General features: G+C 63.6%; 9 protein-coding genes and 1 pseudogene. 6 read left to right on the forward strand and 4 right to left on the reverse strand.

Annotated features, from left to right (window positions below; genetic code table 11):
• Positions 1–8: 8 nt before the first annotated feature.
• A complete protein-coding gene (locus tag NKH89_RS07570; RefSeq protein WP_352480969.1) occupies positions 9–1,757 on the forward strand; it encodes a heparinase II/III family protein in 1,749 nt (582 codons plus the stop codon).
• An 84-nt stretch (positions 1,758–1,841) separates the two neighbouring features.
• A complete protein-coding gene (gene purH, locus NKH89_RS07575) occupies positions 1,842–3,458 on the forward strand; it encodes a bifunctional phosphoribosylaminoimidazolecarboxamide formyltransferase/IMP cyclohydrolase (protein WP_352480970.1) in 1,617 nt (538 codons plus the stop codon).
• Positions 3,459–3,492: 34 nt separating this feature from the next.
• On the opposite strand, the gene NKH89_RS07580 is transcribed toward purH, so the two are convergent.
• Both NKH89_RS07580 and NKH89_RS07585 read right to left on the reverse strand, forming a co-directional pair.
• Positions 3,493–4,869: an MFS transporter gene (locus NKH89_RS07580; RefSeq protein ID WP_352480971.1), complete on the reverse strand. Its 1,377-nt coding sequence runs from the start codon at positions 4,867–4,869 to the stop codon at positions 3,493–3,495.
• 185 nt (positions 4,870–5,054) lie between these two features.
• Entirely contained in the window at positions 5,055–9,839 is a 4,785-nt protein-coding gene (locus NKH89_RS07585; protein ID WP_352908553.1) for an NAD-glutamate dehydrogenase, read from the reverse strand.
• Positions 9,840–9,973: 134 nt separating this feature from the next.
• On the opposite strand from NKH89_RS07585, the gene NKH89_RS07590 reads away from it, so the two are divergent.
• Complete coding sequence (locus NKH89_RS07590) at positions 9,974–10,537, forward strand: peroxidase-related enzyme (RefSeq protein ID WP_023719735.1); 564 nt, start codon at positions 9,974–9,976, stop codon at positions 10,535–10,537.
• 123 nt (positions 10,538–10,660) lie between these two features.
• Positions 10,661–10,984 (forward strand): YciI family protein, encoded by a 324-nt coding sequence (locus tag NKH89_RS07595; protein ID WP_352494112.1) that lies wholly within the window; start codon positions 10,661–10,663, stop codon positions 10,982–10,984.
• A 9-nt stretch (positions 10,985–10,993) separates the two neighbouring features.
• Here NKH89_RS07595 and NKH89_RS07600 read toward each other — a convergent pair whose 3' ends face one another.
• The gene (locus NKH89_RS07600; RefSeq protein ID WP_352480973.1) at positions 10,994–11,608 is read right to left on the reverse strand and encodes a LysE family translocator; all 615 of its coding nucleotides are present in this window, start codon (positions 11,606–11,608) and stop codon (positions 10,994–10,996) included.
• A gap of 393 nt (positions 11,609–12,001) precedes the next feature.
• Here NKH89_RS07600 and NKH89_RS35790 point away from each other — a divergent pair.
• Both NKH89_RS35790 and NKH89_RS35795 read left to right on the forward strand, forming a co-directional pair.
• A pseudogene (locus NKH89_RS35790) lies at positions 12,002–12,253 on the forward strand (DUF1062 domain-containing protein); the annotation flags it as partial.
• 104 nt (positions 12,254–12,357) lie between these two features.
• Entirely contained in the window at positions 12,358–12,627 is a 270-nt protein-coding gene (locus NKH89_RS35795) for a DUF1062 domain-containing protein (RefSeq protein ID WP_502896877.1), read from the forward strand.
• Between the two features lie 57 nt (positions 12,628–12,684).
• Here the strand turns inward: NKH89_RS35795 and typA are convergent, their stop codons facing one another.
• The gene (typA, locus tag NKH89_RS07610) at positions 12,685–14,514 is read right to left on the reverse strand and encodes a translational GTPase TypA (RefSeq protein WP_023719738.1); all 1,830 of its coding nucleotides are present in this window, start codon (positions 14,512–14,514) and stop codon (positions 12,685–12,687) included.
• Positions 14,515–14,537: the final 23 nt, after the last annotated feature.

The raw sequence follows: 14,537 nt of genomic DNA on the forward strand, positions 1-14,537 counted from the left end.
GAGGGGTTTTGGCAATCGCTGCCGGTAACACGACGCGTCTGTGGACGCTTGTCGCGAGGGAGTTCTGGCGCAAGACGCGCCGACGCTTGCGTGCCGGGCCACTCTATCGCTGGCGTTACTCCGGCCGCACGCCGGAGCGCGTCCTGATTGCCCCGCCGGACCTGCGACTCGCCGATCCTCAGATCGCACTCGAGATCTATTACGGCCGCTATCCGCTTTCGGGGCATCTGGTCGAGACCGGCGGCAAATCGCCCTTCCAGATCGACGTGCCCAATCCCGGCTGGCAAAAGACGCTGCACGGCTTTCGCTGGCTGCGCCATATGCGTGCCGCGGGTACGGAACTCGCCGCCGCCAACGCGCGGGCGTTGGTTTCCGACTGGATTGCAATCCATGGCAGCCATATTTCCGGCGTCGCCTGGGAGCCCGGCACGACGGCCAAGCGTGTCATTGCCTGGCTGCAGCATTCCTCGATCGTGTTGCAGGGCGCCGAGTTTCCGTTCTACCGTGCGTTCCTGAAATCGCTTGCCGTCCAGATCCGCTATCTGCGCGCCATGGTGCGCGAGATGCCGGACGGCAAGGACAGGCTGCGCGCCCGCATTGCGCTGGCCTTTGCCGCTTTGTCGCTGCCGGCGCCGGCCTCGGCGCTGCGCGGTGCCACCCGCAATCTCGCCGAGGAGCTCGACCGCCAGATCCTGCCTGACGGCGGCCATATCTCGCGTAATCCGATGACCGTGCTTGAAATCCTCGCCGACCTTCTGCCGTTGCGCCAGACATACGCCAATCAGGCCGAGACACCGCCGGCCGCCCTGATCGGCGCCATCGACCGGATGCTGCCGGCACTGCGCTTCTTTCGCCATCAGGATGGCAGCCTTGCCCGCTTCAACGGCATGGGCGCCACCATCCACGACCGCATCGCCAGCATCCTGCATCACGACGACACCGCCGGCGCACCACTGCTGCACGCGCCGCATTCGGGTTATGAGCGCCTGTCGATGGGTGGTGTCACGGTGATCGCCGATACCGGCCCGCCGCCGCCCGTCGACGTGTCCAATGCTGCTCACGCCGGATGCCTCGCCTTCGAATTGTCGTCGGGCCGCCAGCATTATATCGTCAATGCCGGCATAGACACCTATGGTGCCGCCGAGTTCCGGCCGCTTGCCCGCGCCACCGCCGCCCACTCCACCGCTACCATCAACGACACGTCGTCGGCGCGCTTCAACCACTCCTTGCGCGTCAACGACCTGCTCGGCACGCCTTTGATAGGCGGGCCGCAGCATGTGCCTTGCAAGCGCACCGACCAGAAGGGCAGCCAGGGCTTCATCGCCCGCCATGACGGCTATGTGGCGCGCTTCGGCTTCCTGCATGAGCGCGAGCTGAAATTGTCGACCGAGGGCAATGTGCTTGCCGGCAGGGACCGCTTCCTGCGGCCGGGCGGCGCTTCTATCCGCAACAATGGCCGTGATTTCGTTACAGTGCGTTTCCATGTCCATCCCGACATAAACGTGCTCCAGGATGAGCATGACCGTCTGGTGCTGACCGCCGACCACGCCGACACCTGGGTGTTTACCTCCACCGAAGTGGCACCCGAGGTCGAGGAATCGATCTATTTCGCCGGGCTTGGCGGCCCACGCCGCAGCCGCCAGATCGTGCTTGCCTTCAAGGCCTCGGAGATTCCCGAGGTCCATTGGCAATTAACGCGGACAATTATCGCCGGCCGTCAGGAAAAAGCTGAAGCTGGTGGCAACGGCAGACACTGATCAAGCCTTGCGGCTTGATTTCCGGGCCTCATATGCTACGGCCCGCGGACGCTCTCCAACCACACGTGGAAAGGCCGCCAGCCCATGGCCGTCGCCGCCAAGAATATTCCCGCGCCCGACCTTGTACCCATCCGTCGCGCGCTGCTCTCCGTCTTCGACAAGACCGGCCTGATCGATTTCGCCAGGGCGCTGGCTTCGGCCGGCGTCGAGCTGGTCTCGACCGGCGGCACGGCAAAGGCCCTCGCCGATGCGGGCATGGCGGTGCGCGACGTATCCGAGCTCACCGGCTTTCCCGAGATCATGGACGGGCGCGTCAAGACGCTGCACCCGTCGGTGCATGGTGCACTGCTCGGCGTGCGCGACGATCCAGAGCACGCCGCGGCGATGCGCGACCACGGCATTGAGCCGATCGATCTCGTCGTCTCCAATCTCTATCCATTCGAGGAGGTGCGCCGCTCCGGCGCCGACTACGCCGCGATCGTCGAAAACATCGACATCGGCGGCCCGGCGATGATCCGTGCCTCGGCCAAGAACCACGCATACGTCGGCATCGTCACCGACCCTGACGACTATGCCTCGGTGCTCAACGCGCTGGAGATGAATTTCGGCTCGTTGTCGCTGGATTTCCGCAAGAAGTTGGCAGCCAAGGCCTTTGCCCGCACCGCCAGCTACGATGCGGCGATCTCGGGATGGTTCGCCGAGGCGCTGGAGATCGAGCATCCGACATGGCGCGCCTTCGGCGGCAGGCTGCAGTCGGTGATGCGCTACGGCGAAAACCCGCATCAGGGCGCCGGCTTCTATGTCAACGGCGACAGGCGGCCGGGCGTCGCCACGGCACGCCAGCTTCAGGGCAAGCAGCTTTCCTACAACAACATCAACGATACCGACGCCGCCTTCGAGCTGGTCGGCGAGTTCGATCCGACCCGCTCCGCAGCGGTAGCCATCATCAAGCACGCCAACCCGTGCGGCGTCGCCGAAGGCGCTTCGCTGCAAGCGGCCTATGCCAAGGCGCTGGCCTGCGACCCGGTCTCGGCCTACGGCGGCATCGTCGCCATGAACCGTATCCTCGATGCCGCAGCCGCCGAAGAGATCGTCAAGACCTTTACCGAAGTGATCATCGCACCGGAGGCGTCCGATGATGCAATCCGCATCATTGGCGTCAAGAAGAATCTACGCCTGCTGGTCACCGGCGGCCTGCCCGACCCGCGCGCGGCGGGCCTTGGCTTGAAATCGGTTGCTGGCGGCTTGCTCGTCCAGGGCCGCGACAATGCGGTGGTGGATGACCTCGAGCTGAAGGTGGTGACCCGGCGCGCTCCGACGCCGGCCGAAATGGCCAATCTGAAATTCGCCTTTCGCGTGGCAAAGCACGTCAAGTCGAACGCGATCGTCTATGCCAGGGACGGCGCCACCGTCGGCATCGGCGCCGGCCAGATGAGCCGTGTCGATTCCTCGCGCATCGCCGCGCGCAAGGCGCTCGACGCGGCCGACGCTGCCGGTCTGACGGAGCCTTTGACCAAGGGCTCGGTCGTCGCCTCGGATGCCTTTTTCCCGTTCGCGGATGGGCTTTTGTCGGCAATCGAAGCCGGCGCCACCGCCGTCATCCAGCCCGGCGGCTCGATGCGCGACGACGACGTCATCGCCGCCGCCGACGCTCACGGCATTGCCATGGTCTTCACCGGAGTGAGGCACTTCCGGCATTGAACTCCCTCCCCCTGTGGGAGAAGGGAAGAGCAGCTCACTCCGCCGGCCGATCCGCCGGATAGGGCGTGCCGATCAGGATCGCCATGCCTGCGCCGAGGAACAGCACGATCGCCGCCATTCCGAGCCGCGCCGAGCCGCTGGCCAGGGTGATCGTGGCCACCATGAAGGGCGCTGCAAAACTTGTTGCCCGACCGGCCAGCGCATAGATGCCGAAATAGCGGCCGGATTCGGCTGCGGAGACGCTGCGCGCCATGTAGGAGCGCGACGATGCCTGCACCGGCCCGAAGGCAAGCCCGATCAGCAGGCCGTAGAAAATGTAGGCTTTTTCCGCCGCCGTGCCGAACAATCCGCCGCCGTCCAGTCCGGGCATCACCCAGGCGCCGAACAGCGTATAGCCCGGGCCGGTCGAGACGATGCCGATCGTGGCAATGCTCAGCATGACCAGCGAAATCATCACTATGGTCTTGGAACCCAGTGCAGTGTCGAGGCGTGCGGCAACCACGCAGCCGACGATGGCAACGACGTTGAGGATGATGCCGAACAGGCCGATCTCTGTGATCGACCAATGGAACATTGCCGCCGCAAACGTTCCGCCCAGCGCCAGCAGCGCGTTGACGCCGTCCTGATAGATCATGCGGGCGACGAGAAAGCGAAAAATACCGCTGCGCTTGCTTACTTCGGCTAGCGTCGACTTCAGTTCCGACAGGCCCTCGCGCACCGCCGGCCCGATTGGAATGCCTTTGATCGCATCAGGCGTGAAAAAGAACATCGGCAGGATGAACAGGAAATACCAGGCCGCCGACAACGGTCCGGTGGCGCGCGCGTCCTCGCCGAGCCTGGGGTCAAGGCCGAAGATCGGGTCGAGCCCGACGACGGTCTTGCCGGTTTCAGGCGAGCCGGCCATGACGGTAACGACGAAGATTAGCGCGATCATGCCACCGAGATAGCCGAGCCCCCAAGCCATGTTCGAGATCCTGCCGATGTCGCTCTTCGGCACCAGGCGCGGCATCATCGAGTCATTGAACACGGTCGAGAATTCAGCCGCGACCGATGCCAGCGAGAACAACGCCACGACCAGAAAAAGGTTGGAGCCGGGCGCGGCGAACCACAGCAAGGTGAGGCTGGTGATCTTGACCGCGGCGAAGAAGGCTATCCACGGTTTGCGTGGTCCGGTCTGATCGGCGATCGAGCCGAGGATCGGCGACAAAACGGCGATGACGAGGCCGGCGGCGGCAATGCCGTAGCCCCAGGCCGCTTGCCCCGTCTCCGGATTGCTGGCCATGCGCGAGACGAAATAAGGACCGAAGATGAAGGTGGTGACGACCGTGAAGAACGGCTGGGCCGCCCAGTCGAACAGCATCCATCCCCAGATGCCGCGTCCCGACGCACGCTGCACTGCGATCTCAGCCATGTCCCCTCCGCTGGAGCTTGCTCCGTGCCGATCGAATCGGCATGATGCTCCGTCTTGTTGTTGAGCACGATCTTGTCCAAAAGCCGATCGTTACGTTCGCGATCATGCTCCGGCGCCCCAAAGCAGCGCGCCGTTCGCTCTATAGCGCAGTTCTTCCCGGCAATCCCGCGCGATGTGAAGACGTCTCACAGCGCCGTCAGATCACTCATCAGGCCGGACGCCACCGACAGCCGGGACACGGTGATGTCGCCGCCCTCGGTCAGAGCCTGCAGTCGCTCGCGGATGCGTCCGACCCGTTCGCCGCCGGCCTCCAGCCATGCTGTCACCGGATCCGCCGCCTCGGCATGACTGGTGAGTGCCGCCACGGCGATGCCGCGCCTGGCCGCGCCGATCGTGTCGGTGGCGCGGAAAAGCGCCAGTTGATCATAATAATCCGAGGGCGTGATCGAGCGCGCCGCATCTTCGACGCGCGGGATGCGGAAGACATCGCTGACTGCAAAAAACGCCTTGGCGGCAGCGACGATGCTGGCATTTGCCGTCCGCGCCGTCAGCGCAATGTCGGGGATGAGCTCCGCCACATCGGTCAACGCCAGTTGCTCGGCAAGGCTCTCGGGCGCGCCGCCCTTCGACAGGCCGTGCCGCCGCTCCTCGATCCGCTCGCGAGAGAAGGCCGGCAGCAGCGAAACGAGCTTCGGCTCCAGCGCCTTGCGCGCATCCTGCAACTCGGCGATCCGCTGCCCGAGCGGTGCGGTGCCGGCATCGTTCTTCAGGTACCAGCCGCTGGTCACATAGATCAGCCGGCTGACCGCCTGATAGAGGTCGAGCTGGATCTGTCCGTCGATCTGGTTGTCGAGCGCGTCGATCTGCCGGTAGAGCGCCGGCAGCGCAAAGCCATCCCGCACCACGGCGAAGGTGCGCACGACATCGGCGGCACTGCGGCCAGTCGCTTCCTGCAGCCTGTTGACGAAGGACGGGCCGCCGCGATTGACCAGATCATTGGCGACGACACGGGCGATGATCTCGCGGCGCAGCCGATGGCCGTGGATTTCTCCCGCATATTTCTTCGCCATGCGATCGGGGAAATAGCCCATCAGATCACGGTCGAAATGCGGATCGTCCGGCACGTCGCTGGCGACGATATCGGAAAACAGCACGATCTTGGCATAGGCGAGCAGCACGCCGAGCTCGGCCCGGGTCAGCGGCTCACCGCGCGTCTCGCGCTCGGCAAAGGCCGCCGGCGACGGCAGCGCCTCGACGGCACGGTCGAGCAGTCCGCGCGCCTCCAGCGTCGCCATGAAGCGGCTCTGATGGGCGATGTCGGCGAGCCCGCGCTTACGGGCAAGGGACAGCGCCAGCGTCTGCTGGTAATTGTTGGACAGCACCAGGGCGCTGACCTCATCGGTCATCTCGGCCAGCAATTTGTTGCGCGCCGGCCGGGTCAGCGATCCCTTGCGCATGGCGGAAGCCAGCGCGATCTTGATGTTGACCTCGACGTCGGAGCAATTCACGCCGCCCGAATTGTCGATCGCATCTGAGTTGCAGCGGCCGCCATTCAATCCGAATTCGATGCGCGCCCGCTGCGTGACGCCGAGATTGGCCCCCTCACCGATGACCTTGGCACGCAAGTCGAGCGCGGTGATGCGGATCGCGTCATTGGCACGGTCGCCGACGTCCTGGTTGGTCTCGCCCGATGCCCTGACATAGGTGCCGATGCCGCCAAACCACAAAAGGTCTGCCGGCGCCTTGAGAATGGCACTCATGATCTCGACTGGCGTGGCCGTTGTCTTGCCGAGGCCGATCGCCGCAGCCGCGGGCGCCGGCAAGGTGATCGACTTCTGGCTGCGCGAGACGATGATGCCGCCCTCCGACAGCTTCGTCTTGTCGTAATCCTGCCAGCTTGAACGGGCGAGAGCGAACATACGCCGGCGCTCGGCCATCGAAGCCGCCATGTCGGGATCGGGATCGATGAAGATGTCGCGATGATCAAAGGCGGCGATCAGCCGGGTCTGCTCCGACAGCAGCATGCCGTTGCCGAACACGTCGCCCGACATGTCGCCGACGCCGACGACAGTGAACGGCGTGGTTTGGATGTCGCGGTTCATCTCGCGGAAATGCCGCTTGACTGCTTCCCAGGCGCCCTTCGCGGTGATGCCCATCTTCTTGTGGTCGTATCCGGCCGAACCGCCGCTGGCGAAAGCGTCGTCGAGCCAGAAGCCGTGCCTTTCGCTTATGGCGTTGGCGGTGTCCGAGAAGGTCGCCGTTCCCTTGTCCGCGGCGACGACGAAATACGGATCATCCTGATCGCGCCGCACCACGCCGGCTGGCGGGATGACGCCGTCCAGGCCGATATTGTCGGTGATCGACAACAGGCTGGAAACGTAATTCTTGTAGGCGGCCGTGCCGGCCTCGAAAATGGCGTCGCGCCCGGCGCTCATCGGCAGCTTTTTCGGGTAGAAGCCGCCCTTGGCACCAACGGGCACGATCACCGCATTCTTGACCTGCTGTGCCTTGACCAGGCCGAGCACCTCGGTGCGATAGTCCTGGGCACGGTCCGACCAGCGCAGGCCGCCGCGCGCGACCGGGCCGAAGCGCAGATGCACGCCCTCGACCTCGGAGCCGTAGACGAAGATCTCGCGCCATGGCCGCGGCGCCGGCAGCCCGTCGACCGATTGCGAATCGAGCTTGATCGCCAGTGATTGGCCCTTCTCTTTCGTATCGGCAACGAAATGATTGGTGCGCAGCGAGGCTTCGATCAGGTTCAGATAACGGCGGATGATGGTGTCGTCGTCGATGTTGGGAACGTCTTCCAGCGCATCCGTGATCTTGGCCTTCAGATGTTTGGCCTGAACGACGCCTTCCGTCTCAGCCGTCGGGCCGAGGCGGGCGACGAACAGCGCATGCAGTCCGCGGGCGATCTCGGGATAGCGGTTGAGTGCGGCGGCGATGAAATCCTGGCTCTGCGGGATACCGGCCTGCTGCAGATAGCGGCCATAGGCGCGCAGGACGGTGATCTCGCCCGACCACAGGCCTGCGGTCTGGGCGAGGCCGTTATAGCCGTCATTGTCGACATTGCCGCGCCAGACGGAAAGGAACGCGTCCTCGAACAGCGCGCCGCCATTGCCGAGGTCGATCGGCCTGCCGTAGCTGTTCTCAAGGTCCATATCGTGGATGAAGACCATGCCGGATTGATTGTCGCCGACCTCGAAAGTACGCTCGCTGATGACGCGAAAACCGATGTTTTCCAGCACGGGCACGCGCCGCGACAGCGCCACCGGGCTGCCATGGTGATAGATCTTCAACGCCGCCTGATGCGGCTTCTGGACGGCGTGACGGTAATAGTCGATGGCGATCGGATTCGACGCATCGAGCCTGGCGATGCGCCCGGCATCGGCCAGCGCCACGGCCGGCGGGAAACTGTCGCGATAACTTTCCGAAAAGCGCGAGGCGATGGCCGTGAGTCTCGCTTCGGCGCCGGTCTCGGTCGCGGTCTCGCGCAGTGCATCGTCCCAGGTCCGTACGATGTCGCGAATCGCCGCCTCGATCGTCGCCTGCTCGACCTTCGGCGTCTTGCCGCCGGAGCGGCCGATGATGAAATGGACGCGCGCCAGCCCGCCTTCCGGGAAGGCCGGATAATAGGCCGATAGCCGGCCTTCGAAGACGGTCTTCAGATAGGTGCCGATCTTCTCGCGCACGACGCTGTCGTAGCGGTCGCGCGGCACGAAGACGAGCACGGAGACGAAGCGGTCGAACTGGTCGACACGCACCAATGCCCTGACGCGCGGCCGCTCGATCAAGCCCAGTATGGCTTCGGCATGCTTGCGCAGGATCGGCACCGGAACCTGGAACAACTCGTCGCGCGGATAGCTCTCCAGCACGTTGATCAATGCCTTGCCGGAGTGGTCGCCGGGATTGAAGCCGGATTTGGCAATGACGGTTTCGGCCTTCGAGCGCAGATAGGGGATTTTCATCACCGAGCGCGTATAAGCAGTCGAGGTGAACAGTCCGACGATGCGCAGCTCGCCCGAAAGCACGCCTTTGCCGGTGTAGGTCTTGACGCCGATGTAGTCGAGGTAGATGCGGCGGTGCACCGATGACTTGGCGTTGGCCTTGGTGACGATCAGCGGTTCCGGCCCATGCAGGAAGGCGCGGATTTCCGGCGTCGTGCTCACCGCTTCGGTGCCACGCCTGAGCACCAGCACGTCGGGATCGGAAAGGATGCCGAGGCCGGGCTTTTCGGCACGCTCGAGCATGCCGCTCTTCTCGCCGCCGGTGTATTTGAATTCACGCATGCCTAGAAAGGTGAAATTGTCGTCGCGCAGCCATTCGAGGAAGGCGATCGCCTCGGTGACATGGGCCTTGTCGAGCGGCACCGGCGAGTAGCGGAATTCCGAGATCGCCTGGTCGAGGCGGGCAAGCATCGGCTTCCAGTCGATGACGGCGGCGCGCACCTGACCGAGCAGCTTCGTCAGGCGTGCGGAAAGGCCTTCGGCCTGCTCGGCCGAAAGGCGGCCGATATGGACATGGATGACGCTCAGCCGGTCATGGCTGTGCTCGCCCTTGGCATAACCGCCATCGCCGAGGATTTCCTCGACGCCGTTCTTGCCGTGCCTGACCACGATGACCGGGTGGGTAACCAGCAGCGGCTCGCCGGCGCTCTCTGTAATCTCACCGAGGACGGAATCGAACAGGAACGGCATGTTGTCGTTGACGACGGTGATCACCGTCATCGGCCGGCCTTGGCGGACGACACCGGAATCGACGTCTATGGCAACGACGCAGTCGTCCTTCTTGTGCCGGGCGACAGCGCGGCCGGCGAGTTCGGCAGCGCGTTCGAGATCGATGACGTCGTAGGCGGCGACATCTTCGGCCGGAGCTCGGGCCAGCAAGTAGTCGGCAAGCCTGCCGGGCTTTTCGCTGCCCTTGGCCGGACTCATCTTTTTCAACTGGCTTGCGGATTTCAGGCCGGCCATGAGCTAATTCCCTCCCGTCATGTTTTTACAACTATCGTAGCAGATGACGGGTATTTGGCGACAAAGGTTTGACGGCTTGCGACGAAATGTCGGAATTCACCGGCAGCCTGGCGGAAAACGAGGAGAAATCCCCTATGACAGACAAAATCACCGCGCTTGACCTCGCACCGGCGGAGCTGAGCGAAGCGACCAACGCCTATTTCGCCAAATGCCGGGAGAAGCTCGGCCTCGTTCCCAATGTGCTGCTCGCCTACGCCTTCGACGAGAAGAAGCTGCGCGCTTTCACCGACATGTACAATGATTTGATGCTGGGTGAATCCGGCCTGTCGAAGCTGGAGCGAGAGATGATCGCGGTGGTCGTCTCATCGGTCAACCATTGCTATTATTGCCTGGTTGCACATGGCGCGGCGGTGCGCCAGCTTTCCGGCGACCCGGCCTTCGGCGAGATGATGGTGATGAATTTTCGCGCCGCCGAGCTGTCAGACAGGCAGCGCGCCATGCTCGAATTCGCGGTGAAGCTGACCGAGCAGCCGGCAAAGATCGTCGCAGCCGACCGGGCGGCGCTGCGGCAAGTGGGCTTTTCCGACCGCGACATCTGGGATATCGCCTCGACTGCCGCGTTCTTCAACATGTCGAACCGGCTGGCATCGGCGATCGATATGCGGCCGAACGATGAATATCACGCGATGGCGCGATAGGGCACCGCGGTCGTATATATTAGCTACATCGCATTCTCGTTGCTTGTTTGCCGGTTTGGTCCGATGATCGGCATGCGGCATGACCGCATGCCGGTTCGATGCCGCCGATCAAAGGAGGAGAACATGGCGAAATTTCTCTACGTCTATCACGGCTCGGGCAAGATGCCGACCGAGGAGGCCGAACGGAAGGCAGCGATGGATGCCTGGAACGGCTGGTACGGCAAGCTTGGCTCAGCCGTGGTCGACGGTGGCAATCCAGTCGGCATGTCGAAGACCCTGCTGCCCGGCGGCAAGGTCGAGAACAATGGCGGCAGCAATCCGACCGCCGGTTACACCATCATCGAAGCGAAAGACATCGACGATGCCGTCCGCAAAGCCAAGGATTGTCCTATCCTGACGGACCCGGGTTTCAGCGTCGAGATCGCACCGATAATCGAAATGGGTTGACGCGGCGGCTCAAGACCGCGCCGCGATCGCCGCCGCAGCGCCGGCCATGGTGCCGGCGCTGACGCGGTTGGCGATCTTCATCGCCCGTTTGCTCCTCAAGAGCTTGCGCGCCTGCGATGCGGCGAGCACCCAGGTCAAATCGATGGCGACCAGCACCACGGCCATGGTCGCCGTCAGCTCGACCCAGCCGATCACGCTGACTGAACCGAGATCGATGATGGTCGGCAGCAGCGCCAGGTAGAACATCATGATCTTGGGGTTGCCGAGCGTTACCGCCATGCCGGCAAAGAACAGTCTGACGGGCGAATCTTCGCGCGGCAGCGAACCTTCTTTTGCCTCGACCGGTGCGGTCCACATCTTCCAGGCAAGCCAGGCGAGATAGACGACGCCAACCCATTTCACGACGACAAAGGCGAAGTGGAACGTCTGCGCCACCACGGCGAGGCCAAACACCGCCAGTGATAGCCAGATCGCTTCGCCGATCCACATGGCAAGCAGGAACGGAAACACGTCGCGAAACCCTTTTGCGATGACCCGCGCCACAAGTGCGGCAATCGACGGGCCCGGCGAGCCGGCGGCAACAAGCAGGGCGCCGGCAAAAATCAGAAGCGACGTGAAATGCATGACGCGGATCTCGTTAGAAATTTTTGGACGCTTCAACATAACCCAACTGTTCCGGCGACGGTAGCGTCCACCGAAAGAAGGCTTGTCGGCCAGGCACCTCGCGGCTAGAAGTGTCGTCTCGAAATCCTTTCCGAGCTTCACTTTGCCTACGTAACCGCCGGTCTCGCCAACTCCCCCGACACAGAGCAGGGCGTCGCAGTCGCGGTGCCTGTTTTCACATCATCTGTTCTTCAGGGTGGCGGTTCGAGACCGGTTTGGCACTGCTGAACCGCTGTCGCGCATAACCCGCGACACCTGATTTCCAACTGCCGCAGTCTCTCGCCACGCCGTGCCCGCAGGGGCATCTCGACATCGCCGATCTGACGAACTTCCCGACGGGAAGGGCTTTTCGGCATGCCTTCGATACTGCGTATCCGCTGGACGATCGCGCCCAAGACCGCACCGCGACCTCACCTCAACTGCAATCGCTGCGGCGGTCTGAAAGCCTATCGCTGCAGCGGCAAATTCCGGGTCAATGCCAATGGCAAACGCATTGATGCCTGGTTGATCTACCGCTGCATCGATTGCGACAATTCCTGGAATTTCGGCATTCTGGAGCGATGCAGTCGCCGCGATATCGAACCGGCAATATTGCAGGCGCTCGAACGCAACGATCCGGTCCTGGCGCGGCGCCATGCTTTCGATACTGCCGCACTGCGAAGCAGGATCGGGCGCGTCGAGGAGTTCCTGAAGCCGCCGTTCATAAGCAGGTGCTCGGGGACAGGCCGGAAAACACCGCCGCCCTCGAACTCCAGCTCGAGCTCGAAATGCCGACAGCGCTGCGGCTCGACCGGTTGCTCGCCAACGAACTCGGTGTCTCGCGATCGCGGCTTCAGGTTTGGGAAGAGAAGCGATTGCTGGTGGTTGGTCCGGATGGGGCCAAAGCCTTGCGCAGGCCGGCCCGGGCGGGAACGGCGATCCGCATCGACCTGTCTAGCGATCCAGACCGGGACGGCATTATCGCGGCTGCCGGCGGGTAAGATAAAGGGAGGAAGCACGCACGTGCTCCCTCCCTCATAGTGGCTGAGAAAAGTGGCTTACGCCGCGCCGACCACTTTCGCCGACTTCTCGAAACGCTTGCGCTCGTTCGGGTCGAGATAGAGCTTGCGCAGGCGGATGGTCTTCGGCGTCACCTCGACCAGCTCGTCGTCCTGGATCCAGGCCAGCGCGCGTTCCAGCGTCATGCGGATCGGCGGCGTCAGTTTTACCGCCTCGTCCTTGCCGGCGGCGCGGATATTGGTCAGCTTCTTGCCCTTGAGCACATTGACTTCGAGGTCGTTGTCCCTGGAATGGATACCGATGATCATGCCCTGATAGACCTTGACGCCTGGGTCGATGACCATCGGGCCGCGGTCTTCCAGGTTCCACATGGCATAAGCCACCGATTCACCCTGTTCGTTGGAGATCAGCACGCCGTTGGTGCGGCCCGGCAGCTCACCCTTGTAAGGCTCGTAGGCATGGAACAGCCGGTTCATCACGGCGGTGCCGCGCGTGTCGGTCAGCAGTTCCGACTGGTAGCCGATCAGGCCGCGCGTCGGCGCGTGGAAGACGATGCGCTGGCGATTGCCGCCCGAAGGGCGCAGCTCGACCATCTCGGCCTTGCGCTCCGACATTTTTTGCACGACGACGCCGGCATGCTCCTCGTCAACGTCGATGACGACTTCCTCGACCGGCTCCAGCAATTCGCCGTTCTCGCCCTTCTGCATGACGACGCGCGGCCGCGACACGGCGATCTCAAAACCTTCGCGGCGCATCGTCTCGATCAGCACGGCCAGCTGCAATTCGCCGCGTCCGGAGACGAAGAACGAATCCTTGTCCGGCGATTCCTCGATCTTCAGCGCGACATTGCCTTCGGCCTCGCGCAGCAGGCGGTCCCGGATGACGCGGCTGGTCACCTTGTCGCCTTCGGTGCCCGCCAGCGGTGAATCGTTGACCAGGAACGACATCGTCACCGTCGGCGGATCGATAGGCTGCGCGTGCAGCGGCTCGGTCACCGACAGGTCGCAGAACGTGTCGGCGACGGTGCCTTTCGACAAGCCGGCGATGGCGACGATGTCGCCTGCCTGCGCTTCGTCGATGGGCTGGCGCTCGAGCCCGCGAAAAGCAAGGATCTTCGAGATGCGGCCGGTTTCGACCTGGGTGCCATCATGGTGCAGCACCTTGACCGCCTGGTTGGATTTCAGCGTGCCGGATTCGATACGGCCGGTGATGATGCGGCCGAGGAACGGATTGGCTTCCAGAATGGTGCCGATCATGCGGAACGGGCCAGGATGAACGGTCGGCGCCGGCACGTGCTTGATGACGAGGTCGAACAGCGGCGCCAGAGCCTGGTCCTTCGGACCTTCGGGGTTTTCGGAGACCCAGCCGTCACGGCCCGAACCGTAAAGGATCGGGAAGTCGAGCTGCTCGTCGGTCGCGTCAAGCGCGGCAAACAGGTCGAACACCTCGTTGACCACCTCGACGTGGCGAGCATCCGGCCGGTCGATCTTGTTGATGACGACGATCGGCTTCAGTCCGACCTTGAGCGCCTTGCCGACGACGAATTTGGTCTGCGGCATCGGCCCCTCGGCGGCGTCGACCAGCACGATGGCCGAATCCACCATCGACAGGATGCGCTCGACCTCACCGCCGAAGTCGGCGTGGCCGGGCGTGTCGACGATGTTGATGCGGGTGCCCTTCCAGTCGACCGAGGTCGCCTTGGCCAGGATGGTGATGCCGCGTTCCTTTTCGAGATCGTTCGAATCCATGGCGCGCTCGGCGACGCGCTGGTTGTCGCGGAACGAGCCGGACTGTTTCAGGAGCTGATCGACGAGGGTGGTTTTTCCATGGTCGACGTGCGCGATGATCGCGATATTGCGGATTTTCATGTTTTGGTCTCGGGAGCGTTGCA

The organism is Mesorhizobium sp. M0923 (assembly GCF_040319365.1).
Lineage (GTDB): Bacteria > Pseudomonadota > Alphaproteobacteria > Rhizobiales > Rhizobiaceae > Mesorhizobium.